The sequence below is a fragment of the Gordonia amicalis NBRC 100051 = JCM 11271 genome, assembly GCF_000332995.1.
Lineage (GTDB): Bacteria > Actinomycetota > Actinomycetes > Mycobacteriales > Mycobacteriaceae > Gordonia > Gordonia amicalis.
Genome location: NZ_BANS01000058.1, coordinates 1 through 16872, shown reverse-complemented (window position 1 = coordinate 16872; position 16872 = coordinate 1). Strand labels below are relative to the sequence as shown.

At 67.7% G+C, this 16872-nt stretch carries 14 protein-coding genes and 1 pseudogene; 4 read left to right on the top strand and 11 right to left on the bottom strand.

The genetic code is table 11. From position 1 onward, the window contains the following. The first annotated feature begins 139 nt into the window (after positions 1–139). Together GOAMI_RS21130 and GOAMI_RS21125 are read left to right on the top strand one after the other, a co-directional pair. Positions 140–1471, top strand: coding sequence for a fatty acid desaturase family protein (locus GOAMI_RS21130; protein WP_006438657.1), 1332 nt, complete (start codon positions 140–142; stop codon positions 1469–1471). 87 nt (positions 1472–1558) lie between these two features. Then, on the top strand, positions 1559–2755 hold the full coding sequence (locus tag GOAMI_RS21125; RefSeq protein WP_006438656.1) for a fatty acid desaturase family protein: 1197 nt from the start codon (positions 1559–1561) through the stop codon (positions 2753–2755). Here the strand turns inward: GOAMI_RS21125 and rsgA are convergent. From rsgA to GOAMI_RS21105, 4 genes are read right to left on the bottom strand one after another with little or no spacing between them, the layout of a single operon-like run. Continuing rightward, entirely contained in the window at positions 2709–3752 is a 1044-nt protein-coding gene (rsgA, locus tag GOAMI_RS21120; protein ID WP_006438655.1) for a ribosome small subunit-dependent GTPase A, read from the bottom strand. The two genes, GOAMI_RS21125 and rsgA, sit on opposite strands and share 47 nt — an antisense overlap. Then, complete coding sequence (aroA, locus tag GOAMI_RS21115) at positions 3749–5026, bottom strand: 3-phosphoshikimate 1-carboxyvinyltransferase (RefSeq protein WP_006438654.1); 1278 nt, start codon at positions 5024–5026, stop codon at positions 3749–3751. Before aroA ends, rsgA begins: the two co-directional genes overlap by 4 nt. Positions 5027–5083: 57 nt before the next feature. Then, on the bottom strand, positions 5084–5467 hold the full coding sequence (locus GOAMI_RS21110) for a VOC family protein (protein ID WP_006438653.1): 384 nt from the start codon (positions 5465–5467) through the stop codon (positions 5084–5086). Then, on the bottom strand, positions 5468–5728 hold the full coding sequence (locus GOAMI_RS21105; protein WP_006438652.1) for a hypothetical protein: 261 nt from the start codon (positions 5726–5728) through the stop codon (positions 5468–5470). Between the two features lie 185 nt (positions 5729–5913). Between GOAMI_RS21105 and GOAMI_RS21100 the strand changes: the two genes are divergently transcribed. Together GOAMI_RS21100 and GOAMI_RS21095 are read left to right on the top strand one after the other, a co-directional pair. Continuing rightward, positions 5914–6291, top strand: a complete 378-nt coding sequence (locus tag GOAMI_RS21100; protein WP_006438651.1) for a cupin domain-containing protein — start codon at positions 5914–5916, stop codon at positions 6289–6291. 149 nt (positions 6292–6440) lie between these two features. Next, positions 6441–6926 carry an NUDIX hydrolase gene (locus tag GOAMI_RS21095; protein ID WP_040005076.1) on the top strand — a complete coding sequence of 162 codons (486 nt, stop codon included), beginning with the start codon at positions 6441–6443 and terminating at the stop codon, positions 6924–6926. A gap of 397 nt (positions 6927–7323) precedes the next feature. Here GOAMI_RS21095 and GOAMI_RS21090 read toward each other — a convergent pair whose 3' ends face one another. From GOAMI_RS21090 to GOAMI_RS21060, 7 genes and pseudogenes are all read right to left on the bottom strand, one after another. Then, positions 7324–7941, bottom strand: a complete 618-nt coding sequence (locus GOAMI_RS21090) for a TetR/AcrR family transcriptional regulator (protein ID WP_006438649.1) — start codon at positions 7939–7941, stop codon at positions 7324–7326. A gap of 23 nt (positions 7942–7964) precedes the next feature. Further along, on the bottom strand, positions 7965–9812 hold the full coding sequence (locus GOAMI_RS21085) for a hydroxysqualene dehydroxylase (RefSeq protein WP_024497778.1): 1848 nt from the start codon (positions 9810–9812) through the stop codon (positions 7965–7967). A 155-nt stretch (positions 9813–9967) separates the two neighbouring features. Then, positions 9968–11506, bottom strand: a complete 1539-nt coding sequence (locus tag GOAMI_RS21080; protein ID WP_006438647.1) for a PH domain-containing protein — start codon at positions 11504–11506, stop codon at positions 9968–9970. Beyond that, entirely contained in the window at positions 11493–12011 is a 519-nt protein-coding gene (locus GOAMI_RS21075) for a PH domain-containing protein (RefSeq protein WP_006438646.1), read from the bottom strand. Before GOAMI_RS21075 ends, GOAMI_RS21080 begins: the two co-directional genes overlap by 14 nt. Positions 12012–12064: 53 nt before the next feature. Next, complete coding sequence (locus GOAMI_RS21070; protein WP_006438645.1) at positions 12065–12826, bottom strand: SDR family NAD(P)-dependent oxidoreductase; 762 nt, start codon at positions 12824–12826, stop codon at positions 12065–12067. 67 nt (positions 12827–12893) lie between these two features. After that, complete coding sequence (locus GOAMI_RS21065; RefSeq protein WP_006438644.1) at positions 12894–14708, bottom strand: acyl-CoA dehydrogenase; 1815 nt, start codon at positions 14706–14708, stop codon at positions 12894–12896. A 316-nt stretch (positions 14709–15024) separates the two neighbouring features. After that, positions 15025–16778, bottom strand: a pseudogene (locus GOAMI_RS21060) (sigma-54-dependent Fis family transcriptional regulator). Positions 16779–16872: the final 94 nt, after the last annotated feature.

The following is a 16872-nucleotide window of genomic DNA, read 5'->3' as shown; positions in this document are numbered from 1 at the left end:
ATCGCTGGACACACGCGCGATCAGTAACCTACGCTTGCGTAAGTTACGGAAACGTAGGGTTTGGAACCCAGGCATGAGCCGCACCGGTTGTCGACGCCGACACCAGCGCAGCCACCCACCCGGCGAAGGGACCACACGTATGGCTATCACCGACATCCCCGAATACGCGCATCTGTCCGAAGCCGACGTCGAAGCACTCGGCGCAGAGCTCGACGCGATCCGCGCCGACATCGAGGCCAGCCGCGGCGAGCGGGACGCCCGCTACCTGCGGAACACGATCCGCTTCCAGCGCGGGCTGGAGCTGACCGGACGCGCCCTGCTGTTCGGGTCGACCAAGAAGTCGGCCTGGTGGGCCGGTGCCGGTGCACTCGGGGTGGCCAAGATCGTCGAGAACATGGAGCTCGGCCACAACGTGATGCACGGGCAGTGGGACTGGATGAACGATCCCGAGGTCCACAGCACCACGTGGGAGTGGGACAACACCGACCCGTCGGCGCACTGGAAGCACACCCACAACTACATCCATCACAAGTACACCAACGTGCTCGGCATGGATGACGATGTGGGCTACGGCCTGCTGCGCGTCACGCGTGACCAGCGCTGGCGGCCGTTCAACTACGGCAACCTCGTCTACAACACGATCCTGGCGCTGGCGTTCCAGTACGGAGTCGCCGTGCAGCACCTCGAGCTCGGCAAGAAGCGCCGGACGCCCGAGGAGAAGGAACAGTACAAGCGCGACGTCGCCGACGTGTTGTCGAAGGTCGGCAAGCAGGTCGCCAAGGACTATCTCGCCTACCCGGCGCTGGTGGCCGCCACCACCGGACACAAGGTGGGATACGTCAACGCCTACCGCAAGGCGGCCACTGCGACCGCCCTGGGCAATGTGATCCGCAACGTGTGGAGCAACGCGGTCATCTTCTGTGGGCACTTCCCCGACGGTGCGGAGAAGTTCACCAAGCAGGACGTCGACCACGAGACCCAGGCCGAGTGGTACCTGCGTCAGATGCTCGGCAGCGCCAACTTCGACGCCGGTTTCGTGCTGGCGTTCATGAGCGGCAACCTGTCGTACCAGATCGAGCACCACATCTTCCCGGACCTTCCGAGCAACCGCTACGCCGAGATTGCCGTGCGCGTTCGTGAGCTGTGCGACAAGTACGACCTGCCCTACACCTCCGGCCCGTTCCCGGTGCAGTACGCCAAGACCTGGCGGACCATCGCCAAACTGTCGCTGCCGGACAAGTATCTGAAGGCGACCGCCGACGACGCCCCGGAGACCGCTTCCGAGCGTCGCTTCAAGCAGGGGCTGCCGGAAGGCGCGCGCCTGCAGGCCACCGTCGACGAGCAGACCGGTACCCGTCGCGGGCTGCGATCGGCCATCGCGGGTCTGCGCGAGCGGCGGCGCGCCGGCCGTGGAAGCCGTGCCGTCGTGACGCCGCTGCGCGCGACGCGCGACGACGAGGCGGCCGCCTGATTCTGGGATCGTGGTCGGCGGGCGCGTCGGACGCCCGCCCGGCTGCGTCCATGCATCGATTCGACAACGTCGGCATAATGGGACCCAATGGCGATCACTGACATCAACGAGTACGCACATCTGACGGACGCCGATGTGGAGGCGCTGGGTGCCGAACTCGACGCCCTCCGTCGTGAGATCGAGGCGGACCGGGGGATTCGCGACGTCAAGTACCTGCGCCGCACGATCCTGGCGCACCGCGCCCTCGAGGTCGCCGGCCGCGCAGCTCTGCTCGGCAGTCGATCGCGGCCGCTGTGGCTCCTCGGGACCGGGGCTCTCGCGCTCTCGAAGATCATCGAGAACATGGAGCTCGGGCACAACGTGATGCACGGGCAGTGGGACTGGATGAACGACCCGGAGGTCCACTCGACCACCTGGGAATGGGACATGGTGTGCGCCTCGCCACACTGGAAGCACTCCCACAACTACATCCATCACAAGTACACCAACGTCCTCGGCATGGATCACGACGTCGGCTACAAGACGCTGCGCGTCACCCGCGACGAGCCGTGGCAGCCCAAACAGATCTTCCAGCCGTTCACCAACATCGTGCTCGCGGCGCTGTTCGAGTGGGGGATCGGTCTGCACGATCTCGACCTCAAGGACGTCATCTCCGGCGACAAGCCCAAGGAGATCGCGATCCCGCAGCTCAAGCTGTTCGCGCGCAAGGTGGGCAAGCAGGTCGCCAAGGACTACGTGCTGTTCCCGGTGTTGTCCGGACCGAATTTCAAACACACGCTGACCGCCAATCTCACCGCGAACCTCATCCGCAATGTCTGGGCCTATGTGGTGATCTTCTGCGGCCACTTCCCGGACGGTGCAGAGAAGTTCACCGCAGACACCCTCGACAACGAGACCCAGGGCCAGTGGTACCTGAGGCAGATGCTCGGCACGGCCAACTTCGACGCCGGACCCGCGATGGCGTTCTTCAGCGGCAACCTCTGCTATCAGATCGAACACCACCTGTATCCCGATCTGCCCAGCAATCGGTATGCCGAGATCGCGGTTCGGGTCCGTGCGCTGTGCGACAAGTACGACCTGCCCTACACGACGGGTTCGATCGTGGTGCAGTACTTGCAGACGCTGCGCACCATCAACAAACTGGCCCTGCCGGACTCGTTCCTGCGCGCGACCGCCGACGATGCCCCGGAAACCGCGTCGGAGAAGCGTTTTGCCGGGATGCCGAGGTCGACCGGGCTCAAGACGGCGATTCGTCAGCTGCGGGAACGGCGTCGTCGTCGCTGAGCGTTCCGCTGACGGCCGCCAGTAGGTGCCGGACGGCCATGCCGCGCCGGTAGGAGTGACCCCCGAGGTCGTCGAGCCGGCATTCGGGATCTGCCGGCGGGCCGAGATGCGTACAGCCCCTGGGGCATTCCTCGATGGCGTCGCGGAGATCGTCGAACGCTGCGATGATGTCGTCGGGACCGACATGGGCGAGTCCGAAGGACCGGATGCCGGGGGTGTCGACGACCCAGCTGCGCGGGATGCCAGTCCCGGGTAGCGGAAGCGCCACCGACTGGGTCGAGGTGTGGCGTCCCTTGCCGACACCGGAGACCACCCCCGTCGCTCGATATGCGTCGGGGACAAGGCGATTCACGAGTGTCGATTTTCCGACGCCGGAGTGTCCGATGAAGGCGGTGATGTGCCCGCGCAGCGCGTCGAGGATGTCGTCGATGGGGTCGTCGCGTCCGGCGCGGATGACGGGTAGGTCGAGGTCGGCGAAGGCGGCGGTGAACTCGGTCGGATCGGCGAGGTCGGATTTGGTCAGGCACAGGATGGGGGACAGACCGCCGACGTAGGCCGCCGCCAGTGCTCGTTCGACGAACCCCGTGCGCGGCGGCGGGTCGGCCATCGCGGTGACGATCAACAACTGATCGGCGTTGGCCACCACGATCCGCTCATACGGGTCGGAGTCGTCTGCGGTGCGCCGCAACACACTTCGGCGCTCGGCGACACGCACGATCCGCGCCAGGGTGTCCGGCTTCCCGGAGAGGTCGCCGACCACCGACACGTCGTCGCCGACGACGATCGGAGTCCGGCCGAGCTCTCGGGCCCGCATCGTCACGACGCGACGGTCCGGATCGCCGCCGAGGACGACACCCCACCGGCCGCGATCCACCGACACGACCATGCCCTGTTCGGCATCGTCGTGGGACGGACGTTGTTTGGTGCGCGGACGCGTGCCTTTTCCCGGACGAACCCGGACATCGGATTCGTCGTAACTCGCCGCGCGGCGGCTCAAAGGCGACCGATCATCTGCTGCCACATACCGGGGAAGTCGGGCAGGGTCTTGCTCGTCGTCTCGATGTCGTCGACCACGACATCGGGCGTGACGAGTCCGACGATCGCGCCGGCGGTGGCCATGCGGTGGTCGGCGTAGGACTCCCAGGTCCCGCCGTGCAGCGTCGTCCCGGTGATCCGGAGCCCGTCCTCGGTCTCGGCGCAGATCCCGCCGAGCCGGGTGATCTCGGTGGTGAGGGCGGCCAACCGGTTGGTCTCGTGGCCGCGCAGATGGGCGATGCCGCTCAGCTCGGATTCGCCGTCGGCGACGGCACACAGGGCGGCGATGGTCGGGGTCAGTTCGCCGATGTCGCGCAGGTCGAGGTTCACCGCCTTCAGCACGGCGGGCCCGCGGACGGTCAGAGTGCCGTCGAGGTGCTCGACGGTGCAGCCCATCGCGGCCAGCACGTCGGCGATACGTGCACCGGGCTGCGTGGTGACCGCCGGCCAGTACGGGACGCGGACGGTGCCGCCGGTGACCGCGGCCGCGGCCAGGAACGCCGCGGCGTTCGAGAGGTCGGGTTCGACGGTCCAGTCGACGGCCCGGATCGCACCGGGGGACACGCGCCAGACATCGGCTTCGGAGGTGTCGACCTCGACGCCCGCGGTCGCCAGCATGTCGACCGTCATGTCGATGTGCGGTGTCGACGGGACGGGCGGCCCGACGTGGCGGATGACCAGTCCCTCGTCGAACCGGGCGGCCGACAGCAACAGACCCGACACGAACTGCGACGACCCGGACGCGTCGATGGTGACCTCGCCACCCCGCACCCGGCCGGTGCCGTCGATGGTGAAGGGCAGGCGGTCACCCTCGATCGCGACGCCGAGACCGCGCAGGGCGTCGAGGATCGTGGTCTGGGGGCGGACGCGCGCCTGCGGGTCGCCGTCGAAGCGCACCCGCCCGGTGGCCAGCGCACCCAGCGGCGGTAGGAACCGCATGACCGTTCCGGCGAGGCCGCAGTCGATGTCGGCTGCGTGTAGCGGCCCGGGGGAGAGGGAGACGGTGGTCTCGGCAGCGGGATCGACACGCACCTGCGCCCCGAGCGCCGCCAGAGCATCCAGCATGAGGTTGGTGTCGCGGCTGCGGAGGGTTCCACGGACGGTCGACGGGCCGTCGGCGAGCGCGGCCAGGACGAGCGCGCGATTGGTGATGGACTTGGAACCGGGCAGCTCGACGGTGGCATTCAGACCGGCGTTCGGGCCGCTCGCGCAGGTGGGCGCGTTCCAGGTACTCATGCGAACCAGTTTGTCATGCCCGGTCCTGCCGGTTTCACCACCGCCGAGGCCGGCCGACTAGCGGGTGTCCTTGCGCAACGGGTGATCGGCGGGGATCTCCACGACGATGATCCCGCGTCCGTCGGGGTCCTCGGCATGCATCTCGATGAGGCCCCACGTTTCGGTTCGCGGCTCGCGTGTGACGCTCACCCCGCGGTCGCGGAACTGCTTCTCGGTGGCCTCGGCGTCGCGGACCTGCAACCAGAGCGCCGCGTTGCTCGACGGGTCGGGTGCGTCGGTCTTCATGTGCGATGAGATCTCGATGAGTCCGTTGCCGGCGAAGAACACGATTCCGCCGGGGTACTCGCGGTGGATCGGGAGACCCAGCTGGTCACGGTAGAAGGCCTGCAGTCGTTCGGGATCTGCCGAGAGCAGGAGTACTCGGCTGGACAAGACCTCCATCTACTGCCCCTCGGTGCTTCCGTCGGACCCGCCCACCGCGTGGCCCCGGTTGTAATCGGCGTGACCGGCCGCCTCGTACGCGGCGCGTTCACGGGCCAGGCGATCGGTCTCGCCGATCGGCGTCGAATCACCGAAGGCGAAGGCCGAGGCGTGGGGCCATTCATGCGGGACGTCGGGATCGACGATGTGCTCGTCGGAGTCGTCGGTAGGGGAGCCGGCGACGTCGTCGGCTCCGGGACCGGGTTCGAATCTGGAGGACATGGACCCCACGATATGCCGATTCGCGACGCGCGGGGCGGCGTCCGGGCTCCGTCGCGGTCGTGTCTCGGGGGCACGCGGTTCGAGGCCCTCATCAGCGCCGGATCGTGCGCCGACCGCGACCGAACCGCAAGCTCGGGTTCGTAGCGTCAGAGGTGGCATCCGGATGTCGACCCGCAGGAGGAATCATGACCGGCACCGAGCATCGCACCGAGCACCGCGACTTCGCCGAACCCGACGAGGTCCGCACCTTCGGACACGGTCGCATGGCCGTGGTGGGCGTCGGGGACTCCGAGATCGGCCGACTCGAGTTGGAACCGGGCTGGCGATGGTCGGTGGATGTGAAACCGATCGCCGGAACCGAACTGTGCGAGGCCCCGCACTTCCAGTACCACGTGTCCGGGGTGCTGCACATCGTGATGGCCGACGGCACCGAGTTCGACGCCGGGCCGGGACAGATCACGTCGCTGCCGTCCGGACACGACGCCTGGGTGGTCGGCGACGAACCGGTGGTCACCGTCGACTTCTACGGGGCGAGCAACTATGCCAAGTCCGTTGGGGACTGACGGCAGTCGACGAGCACTCAGTAGACGGTTATCTGCCGCATCGACGACGGCACCCGATCCCTGCTGTGCGACGGACGTTCCGGCAGATGTCGCGAGTCGTGACGCCGGTCGACACCTTCGACGACATATGGGTGGCGCAGGATGTGTACGTGACCGCATCTACGACCCGCCGCAGCGCGGGAATCCTGCTGTATCGACGCACCGGCCCGGCCGGCGTCGAAGTGCTCCTTGCTCACCCCGGCGGTCCGATCTGGGCCCGCAAGGACGAGGGATCGTGGTCGCTCCCGAAGGGCTTGATCGACCCGGACGAATCGGAATGGGACGCGGCGCGACGCGAGTTCCTCGAGGAGATCGGCAGCCCGGTGCCCGACGGCCCGCACATCGAACTCGGCGAGGTGAAACTCAAGAGCGGGAAGATCGTGGTCGGGTTCGCCGTCGAAGGTGATCTCGACGTGTCGACGGTCATCAGCAACACCTTCGAGATGGCCTGGCCCCCGCGGTCGGGTCGCATGCAGTCGTTCCCGGAGATCGATCGCGCCGAGTGGTTCGACCCCGAGACCGCGAAGAAGAAACTCAACCCGGCGCAGGCACCACTCGTCGAACGGCTGCTCGAGGCGCTCCCGGCCGCTGGCTGAGTAGCCGCGGAGCTTGCGACCGAGGGCCCCCGATCGCTGGCTGAGTAGCCGCGGAGCTTGCGACCGAGGCCCCCGATCGCTGGCTGAGTAGCCGAGGAGCTTGCGACCGAGGCCCCCGATCGCTGGCTGAGTAGCCGAGGAGCTTGCTACCGAGGCCCCCCGATCGCTGGCTGAGTAGCCGAGGAGCTTGCGACGAGGCGTATCGAAGTCCGGCCCACCCACGTGTTCCCTCAAAAGGGAGACAATTCTGTTCGGCGCCGATCGGGTGGATCGGACGGTGTGCAACGACTTTCGGTAGTAGTCGTTCCCGCTTATCGGTTTCCTTCCTCCCTACTGAGCTCGATAAGCGGGAAGGAAACGGCCGAGCGGGACCTCGATACGGCGCTCGGCCGGGAGCTCACTTGTCCATCAGGTACATCCGGATCATGTCCTTCCATAGCCGCAGATGCGGATCGGTGCGCGGGTCGCGTCGATCGATGAGGTAGGTCGTCGCCGCACCGCGCATGCTCGTGAACAGGATCGGGTAGAGGTCGGCGTACCGCGGCGACGCCGTCAGCTCCGGCCCGAGGAACCCGGCGACCGCCTCGCGCACGGTTTTGCCGATCTCACGTTCGGTCGGCAGCAACGCGGTGCGCAGGTTCTCGTTGGTCCGGGCGGCGACCCACAGTTCCATCGACGCCACGAAGTACGGCTGATGGAACGTCGACCACCCGACGTCGGTGGCGAGCGAGATACGGGCGATCGGGTCGTCGGGCCAGTCCACCCGACTGGGGAGTTCCTCGATCCGGGTGCGGGCGAGGTGCCCGACCGCGGCCATCAACAGTGCATCCCGCGACGGGTAGTGATGCAGGAGCCGGCCGCGACTCATGCCGGCCTCGTTCTGGATGGCGACCGTGCTCGCACCGGAGTAGCCGCGGTCGACGAGCACGCGGATCGCTGCGTCGAGGATGCGGGTACGCGTCACGCCACTGCGTTGCTGGACGGCGGGGCGTGCGCCACCGGGTGGGGTGGTCACCTCCGCATCCTAGATCGCACGGCTCACACGTCGAGGATGTGCGGGAGGCCGGCGCGGTAGCGGTCGCGGTCGATCTGTTTGAGAGGGTCGAGCATCGGCAGCTCCCACAGGGGAAAGAGCGTCGCGTTCTTCGCGGGACTGCCGGCCGCGGCGATGATCGCGTTGGTGACCCGACGACCGGATTCGTTGGCGCCCTCCATCGTTGCCAGGTCGATGTTGCTGCGGACGTGGTCGCCGCCGATGAACAGGTTCGGCATCCTCGTGTGCGCGTTCGGCCGGTTCGCATACGACCCGGCGGTGTTGACCATCAGCGGGGTCGCGTTGGCGATGTTCGGCGACCACGTGATCCCGGGATCGAGCGACCATGTCACGATGTCCGCGGAGTTCAGGATCTTTCGTCCACCGGCGTTCATCGCCCGGCTCATCTGCGCCCACACCTCCCGGGCGATCTCCTGCTTGGTGCACTGCTTCGCAGGCTTTCCGTACAGGATCCCCGGCTTCTCCCACTCCGAGATGTCGATGGACAGGCAGTCTTTCACGCGACCGTCGCCGTACTTGCGGGAGAAGTCGACCTTCCAGGGCGGCGCCTGGTACAGGCCCGTCAGCGCCCACGGGGTCCCGAGCGCGGCGATGTGGCCCGGTGGCAACTCCGATCGCCTCGACAGGAAGTACTGGATGCCCACCATCCAGTCGTCCTGGAGCTGGTGGATGCCCGCAAGCGTCGGGTCCGCGGAGACCAGCTCGGGCGACAGCAGCGGCTTGAGCCGGTCGATCGGCATCGCTGCGACGTACCAGTCGGATTCGACCGTCGAGCCGGTGGTCAGCCGCGCACCGGTGATCCGGCCACGGGCGACGTTCAGCTGCGCCAGACCCGCCCCCATGGCGAAGCGAACACCGCGGCCCCGTAGATAGGCGACCCACGGATCGATCCACGCATGGTTGGTGGGCCGGTTGAGAATACGGTCGACGTCACCGATGACCAGCCCCGACTGGTACTGCGGGATCAGGCCGCTGGCGGCGGTGGTGAGGGCCAGGCCGATCTGGCCGATCGTACGGGCCGACGCCGAGTCGGGTTTCGCGGCCACCAGGGCGCGGGTGAGGGCACCGACGAGATAACGCTGGTAGGAGCGCGACTTGCCCTTCGCCTTCACGAACTGCATCCAGGACTGGTTCTCCCACTGACCGATCTGGCGTTCGGTGCAGCTCGTCGCGATCACCAGCTCCCGCGACACGAAGTAGGCGAGTTCGGTCAGGGGGACGTCGACGACGAACTTCAGTCCGGTCATCACGGCGTTGCGTAGGTTGTCCAGGGTGACGATCTCGGGTGCGTGGTCGACGAAACCCAGGAGCGAGGCGGGCGCCGTGGTCGGTGCGTAGCCGGATTCGTCGAACGCGATCGTCGCCGATTCGACGCTGATCAGGTGTCGTTCGCGAACGCTGCTGCGGCCCACGGGGATTCGTTCCATCATTTCCGGAACGTGCTGATAGCAGCTGGGAAAGAAGCGGAATCCGTGCTCGCCGGGCAGCGCCAGACGGTCGCCGCTCGCGGTGCCCGGTACGTCGTGGCTGCGGGCTTTCCCGCCGAGGTGTGCGGGCTCGTAGACGGTGACCGCGAAGCCGCGCTCGACGAGCTCGTGGGCGGCGGCGAGACCGGACATCCCGCCGCCGAAGACGGCGACGTCGCGCCCGCGCCCGCGCCCGTTGCGCGGCACTGCCCGTGCCGAGGGCACGTGCGCGTGTGGGAGTGCCGTCGCGGTGCCGGCGAGCACGGCCGCGGCTGCCGATCCCCGCAGGACCGTGCGCCGGGAGAAGCCCTCCCGACCGCCTCCCGCACCCGAATCGCTCACCCTTGATTGCTGGTCATCCGACATGTGTCCGACCCTCCATCGACCCCAGAACAGTCAGTGCTGACTCATCTGGTGTGATGTCTACCACAGCCGCCCGCCCCGTCGGACGGATTTCCGAGATCGTCTCGGTCAGTCGTCCAGGTCATACGTCGGTCGGGGTCGGGAGCGTAGGAAGGGCGTCAGGAGCGAAGGAACGGCGCCACCCAGTCCGGCGACACCTCGCCGGTGATCGCCGCGGCGGTCGGATCGTCGACGTCGACCAGCGAATAGTGCTCGGCACCGGCGGCCGTTGCGAGGATCAGCGTGCTGACCCCGGCGCGACGCTGGAAGACCGACGCCCTGCTCGCCCAGCCGATGAGGCCGTCACGGTCGACGACGATCCGCTGTCGGGCGACGGTCGGGGGTGCGATGACGACCGACGACAGGGTGAGGCGGTGACCGAGGTGCCGTGCCCGGACCGCGCCGAGGCCGATCGACCCGGCGAGCGCGAGCACACCCACGGCGATCCAGCCGACCGGGATCGCGCCGGTGACGACCGGGACGGTGATACCGACGAGGATCACCAGACCCGCGAGGAACCCGCGGTTGAGCCGCCGGAGGTGGGCGACGCGGCCGTGCCCGGTCAGCGATGCGGTGAGTTCGGAACGTTCGTGGGTGACCAGACCGGCCACCCGCATCGCCTCGTCGATCGGAGCGGGCGGGAGCAGCAGCGGGTGTTTGGTTGCCCCGGTGGCGATCGCCTGCAGACGAGCACCTCGAAATGGGCGCATCAGGACGGGTTCGGTGAGATGGCTGCCGCGGATGCGCTTCTCGTCGAAGCTGATCGCGGTGGTGGTGAGGAGTCCGCGTTCGGTGCGCAGCGTCCCGTCGGGATGTCGGGTGAGCCGGAAATCCCAGTAGCTCAGGACATATCCGATCACCGACAGGACGGCGCCCACGAGGATCACCGCCACCACGCCCACGGCGATGATGAGCGCGAGTGGGATCGACCGCAGGCTGTGGAACGCGTCGCGCGCCAGCCCGACCCCTTCGTCGAACATGCCTGCGTCGTTCGCGATCTGGAGTCCGATGCCGCCGACCGCGGCGGCGATCGCGAGACCGCCGAGGGAGAACGGTGAGTACCGCAGCCAGGCGTTCTGGAATCGCGTCAGCACCTCGGGTGCCGCCGCCGCTGTGTCGGGAGAGGCCTGCGAATTCGACGCCGCTGCAGCCGGTCGGGCTCCTGCCGTCGGCATCAGGTCGTCGTGCAGTGCGCGCGCTTCGGGGAGGGTGACGGCGCGAAGTTTGACCTGCGACGCCTGTTCGTCGCCGCCGGTTCCGATGGTGACCTTCTGGAGGTTCAGCACCCGGTGGACGAGGGACGCGGTGAGGTCGACGCTTCGGATCCGGTCGCGCCGGGCGGTGGCGACCTTCTTGGTGACCAGTCCGCTACGGACACGGACGTGTTCGTCGGTCACCTGGTAATGCGTCGTCAGCCACGGTACGACGGTCACCAGCGGCACGATCACGATGGTCGCGATCAGTGTGATCAACGGCGCGCCCTGACCCGCGAAGACCAGTGCGATGAGGATCGGCATCAGCGAGGGGAGCTGTTCGACGGGGGTCACCGCCATCATCCACGGCGACAGGCGATGCCATTCGTCGGGGGCGTCGATGTGCAGGCCCGGCACCGGGGTCGGTGGCGACTCGGGGCCGGGCTGCGGATCAGGTTGCGTCATCGGTGAACGCCTGCGTGCGGATGGTGAGGTCGGATGCGGTCGCGCGGGCCAGCTCGGCGTCGAGGCCGGCGATGTGGATCGTGCCCGCCGACGAGGCGGTGGTCACGGTCAGCTTCGCCAGCCTCAGCAACTGTTCGATCGGTCCGGCCTCGGTGTCGACGACCTGAATACGTGCTATCGGGATGATCACCCGGTGCCGGACGAACCAGCCGGACTGCGCGTACACCGCGTCCTCGCTGACCTCCCAGCGGTGAAAGCGGTACCGCCACAACGGGACCACCGTCGTGTAGAACACGGTCAGCACCGCGAGCGCGATTGCGGCGAGCGCTGCGCCCCATCGTGCGTCGGCGACGACGACCGCGACCACGATCGCCGCGACGGTGGCCGGCACGCCCAGGATCAGCGGTCCGATGCGCCACAGCGTCTTGGCTCGGGGGTCGACCTGGTTGACCGGTTCGCGCAGGGTGGGATGCAACGGATTGTCAGGAGCGGGTGCGGATTCCATTGCGGACAGTCTAGGGCCGCACGGCCGTCGAGCGCCGCAATCGCGTGCCCGGTCTAGGTGATCGTCACGCCACCGTCGACGGCGAGGGTCTGGCCGGTGATGTACCCGGCGGCCGCAGACGACAGCCAGATCGCGGTGGCGGCCAGTTCCTCGCCGTGGCCGGTGCGGCCCAGGACGACGCGCGGCATCTGGGAGTCGAGGTAGCCGGGCTTGTAGGTGTCGGTCATCTCGCTCTCGAAGAAGCCGGGTGCGATCGCGTTGACCCGGATGCCCTTGCGGGTACCCCACTGCTGGGCGAGGTCCCGGGTGAGGCCGATGACACCGGCCTTGCTCGCGGCGTAGGCAGCCTGCGGCAGTCCGGCGGTCGTGATGCCGAGGATCGACGAGATGTTCACGATCGCACTGCCCGGCAGCATCACCCGCCCACACGCCTGCGCCATCCAGTACGAGCCGTTGAGGTTGATGTCGATGACATCCCGGAACTGCTGAGGGGCCTCGCGGGTGGCGGGGTACGCGGTGCCGACACCGGCGTTGTTGATGAGGACGTCGACCTTGCCGAAGGTCTCCCACGCCGCGTCGACGACGCGCTGGCACTGTTCGGGATCGGAGACATCGGCGGGGACGACGAGCGCCTTGCGGCCCAGCGCCTCGACGGCCGCGGCGGTGTCGGCGAGCTTCTCGGCCCGACGCGCGGCGAGCACGACGTCGGCGCCGGCCTCGGCGAAGCCACGGGCGAAGGAGACACCGAGTCCCGACGAAGCGCCGGTCACGATGACCACCTTGCCGGTGGTGTCGAACAGATCCATCACGGACATCGTTGTCTCCCTTGCATATTCTTACGTGACGCGACGCATCGGGCGCCGCGTCGATGTGGTGGTGAGGTCAGAACCAGGACGGTTCGACGTCGAGTGTGGTCCGGTCCAGAGCGGTCAGGAGATCGAGCTGCGGACCGGTCTTCGGTAGTTCATACCGGAAGAAGTACTGGGCCGCAGCACGTTTGCCATCGTAGAAGTCACCGGTCCGGCCGTCCGCGGCGAGCAGCTGCTCGAGCCACATCCAGGCGATGACGATGTGACCGGTGGCCTCGAGATAAAGCGTTGCGTTGGCCAGGGAGAGCTTCGGATCGCCCGGCGACCAGATGTGCGCGGTCACCTTGACGAGCCGGTCGACGGTCGACTGCAACACCTCGGCGTGGGCCGCCGCATCGGGTACCTCGAGTGCGCGCGCGACGGTCGCGCCGATGGTCTCGGCGAGCAGCGCCAGCCCGGCCCCGCCCTGCATGATCACCTTGCGGCCGAGCAGGTCGATGCCGTGGATGCCATGTGCCCCTTCGTGGATGGGGTTGAGCCGGTTGTCGCGGTAGTACTGCTCGACGTCGAACTCGCGGGTGTAGCCGTATCCGCCGTGGACCTGGATCGCCAGGCTGTTCGCCTCCAGGCACCACTGCGACGGCCAGCTCTTGGCGATCGGGGTCAGCACCTCGAGCAGCAACTCGATCCGCGCGCGTTCCTCGGCGTCCGCGGACGTCGCGGCCTGGTCGACGAGGACACTGCAGTACAGCTCGAAGGCGAGTGCGCCTTCCACATAGGACTTCTGGGCCAGCAGCATGCGCCGGACGTCGGCGTGTTCGATGATCGGCACCGGCTTGGTCGACGGGTCCTTCTGGTCGACCGGCCGGCCCTGGGTGCGGACCTTCGCATACTCCAGCGACGCCTGATAGCCGGCGTAACCCAGTGCGGTGGCGAGGAATCCGACGCCGATCCGCGCCTCGTTCATCATGTGGAACATGTAGGAGAGGCCGCGGTGCTCTTCGCCGACCAGATAGCCGACAGCGCCGGGAGCGGAGCGAGCGGGCTGAGTGTCCACTGCGCCGGGAGCGGAGGCGGGGGAGAAGGTTCCGTCACCGAAGTTCAGCAGGGTGTTGGTGGTGGCCCGGTTGCCCATCTTGTGGTTGAGGCCGACCAGTGCGACGTCGTTGCGGGTGCCGTCGGGGAGGAACTTGGGCACGATGAACAGCGAGATCCCCTTGACGCCCGCGCCTCCGCCGGGCACCTTCGCCAGCACGAGATGCACGATGTTCTCGGTCAGTTCGTGGTCGCCGGCGGAGATCCACATCTTGGTCCCGGTGATCCGGTAGGTGCCGTCGCCGGCCGGTTCGGCCTTGGTCGTGATGTCGGCCAGCGACGATCCCGCCTGCGGCTCGGACAGGCACATGGTTCCGGAGAAGCGGCCCTCGACGAGTGGCCGGACCCAGGTGTCGCGCTGCTCGGCGGTTGCGTATTCCGCCAGCAGGTTGGCGTTGCCGACCGTGAGGAAGTTGTACGACGACATGGCGGCGTTGGCCGCCTGGAACCACACCGCCGACGCCTGCCGGATGACGGTGGGCAGCTGCATGCCGCCGAGCTCCTCGTCGAACGAGGCCGCGATGAGGCCGGCCTTCCGGTATTCGGCGAGCCCCGACACCACCTCGTCGGGGAGCACGACCTTGCCGTCCTCGCCGATGTAGGGCTCGTTCGCGTCGCCGATCTTGTTGGCCGGAGCGAAGCACTTCATCGCGATGTCGGCGCTGAGTTCGAGGACGGCGTCGAAGGTGTCGCGTGAATGCGCGGCGAAGCGGTCCCGTGAGGTCAGTGCCTCGACATCGAGCCATTCGTACAGCAGGAACTCGAGATCCCGCCGGGACATGGGTGTGGTCATCGCACTTCCTCGTGATCGGACCGCTGTGTGGTGCCCGTCTCACGGGGCACTTGTTCATCATGCCCCTGCCGATCGTCCGCTCGGTATCGGGCCCTCGGTCGAGGGGTCGGGCCGCGCCGGAATCCAGCCGTCGCCGGACGCTGTTACGACCATCACACCTTGACACTTTTGCTTGTCACGGTGCGCGGAACATGCTGGACTATCCGGGATTCACGATCGTGAACAACTTCGGTCATGGCGTGCTCGTGCAGCCCACCGGGGACGATGCCATTCGGCGGGGGTGGCATCGTCCCGATCTGCCGGTCCGATCTGGCCGCTAGACGTCGATGCCGAATTCCTTGATCTTGCGATAGATCGTCGCGCGCGAGATGCCGAGCGCGTTCGCGGCCGCGACCTTGTTCTGGCCGTTCTCCTCCAGGCTCCGCACGATCGCATCCCGTTCGAGCGCCTCGATCCGCGTGAGGGTGTGCCGGCTCTGTGCGCGATACGTCGGTGGAAGATGCTGTGCGGCGATCGTTCCCGACCGATGGTGGGTCACCACGTCGCGCAACGCCTGGCGTAGCTCCGCGACGTTTCCCGGCCACGTGTACTTGCTCAATTGCCGCATGGCGTCCGGCGCGACGTCGAGTTCCCGCCCCCGCGTGAGCTGTCGGAGGATGGTCGGCACCAGTACCTGGAGGTCCTCGATGCGATGGCGCAGCGGCGGTACCTCGATGGTGTGCGAGAAGACGGCAGGAGCGTCGCGCCCAGTGTCGGCATCGCGTCGCTGGTGCTGAGGGTGATCCCCAGCCATCCTGCGTGCTCGCGTCCCTGCAGCACCTCGGCGACGTCGAACAACATGTCGTCGTCGAACTCGTCGACATCGCGCAGGATGATCGCGAACCCGTCCGTGTCGATCTCGGTGGCGAAGCCGTCGATCGTGTCGGTGTCCTGGAAGTCCTCGGCGGCGAACACCCGGGTCGTCCCGCGTCGGTACTGTCCCGCCGCCGCGCGCAGAACCGCCGACCGGCCGGAACCGCGTTCGCCCGAGACCGCGATCCATTGACCCGCCGCGACATGCTGGGCGATGCGCTCGCATCCCTGCCGCCACGAGGAACTGCGCCCGACGATCCCGGGCAACACCGAGGCCTTCGCCGGTTGGCGCTTCGGTGGCGCGGTGGCCGAATCCATCAGGTGCACATGGAAAATCGCGATACCCGCGTCGGCGTCGGAGAACTCGGTGACCGGTGCGAGTCGTACCGAGCGACCGCTGGGCAGCGTGTTCACCCGACGACCCGCGGCGATGTCGAGGGTCTGGTCGACGGCATGCTCGAGCATCGACACCTGATCCTGTGGGTCGATGCTCTGCCGGAGTCGCCGGTTCATCAGCACGACGTCGGCGGCGATGGCGAGCACCATCATCTGCGGTGCGCGCCGGCAGGTGGCGCGATAGGCGGAGAGAAGCCGAGATTCGCGTTCACTGGCGTTGGTGAGCATCTGTTGTTCGATCTGCACGGTCGCCGACCTGGCCAGCGACAGCAGAAGGGAACCTCCCTCTTCGACCCACCCGGTGAGGTCGAGGGCACCGACGACGCCGCCGGAGAAGGGATTTCGGATGGGCACCCCGGCGCAACTGAGCTGCGCGAGGCATCCGGCGTAGTGTTCGGCCCCGGTGACGAGGGTTGCCTGCCGAGTCTCGAGCGCGGTTCCGATCCCGTTGGTGCCGGCGTGCTCCTCGCTGTAGCTGTAGCCGGGGGCGAGGGACACCTCGTCGAGCCGGCCGAGGAGTTCGCCGCTGCCGGCTGTGCGCGAGAGCACCACGCCGTCCGGCGAGGTGAGGATGATGCTCACGGGTTCGGACGACAGGTCGGCGGCAAGCTGATCGAGAACCGGTTGGGCTGCGGTCATCAGCGGGCTGTCGGTGTTCGGCTCCCGCACGAACGGGAGCTCCAGGCGGTCGGCCTGGACCTTGAACGACCGGGATCGGCGCCACGAGGTGGAGATCGCATCGCGGACGGCGTCGTCGAGGCGACCGTCCCCGGAATCGTCGGCACTGAGGAACTTCTCGCGAGCCCGGGCCACGTGGGCGATGGGTTCACGGCCGAGAACGAATCCGCAATCGCGACCGGCCCCCGTCGCCGCTGCAGCGACGACGTCCCCGCCGGGGTCTTGGGGGGAGGGAGGA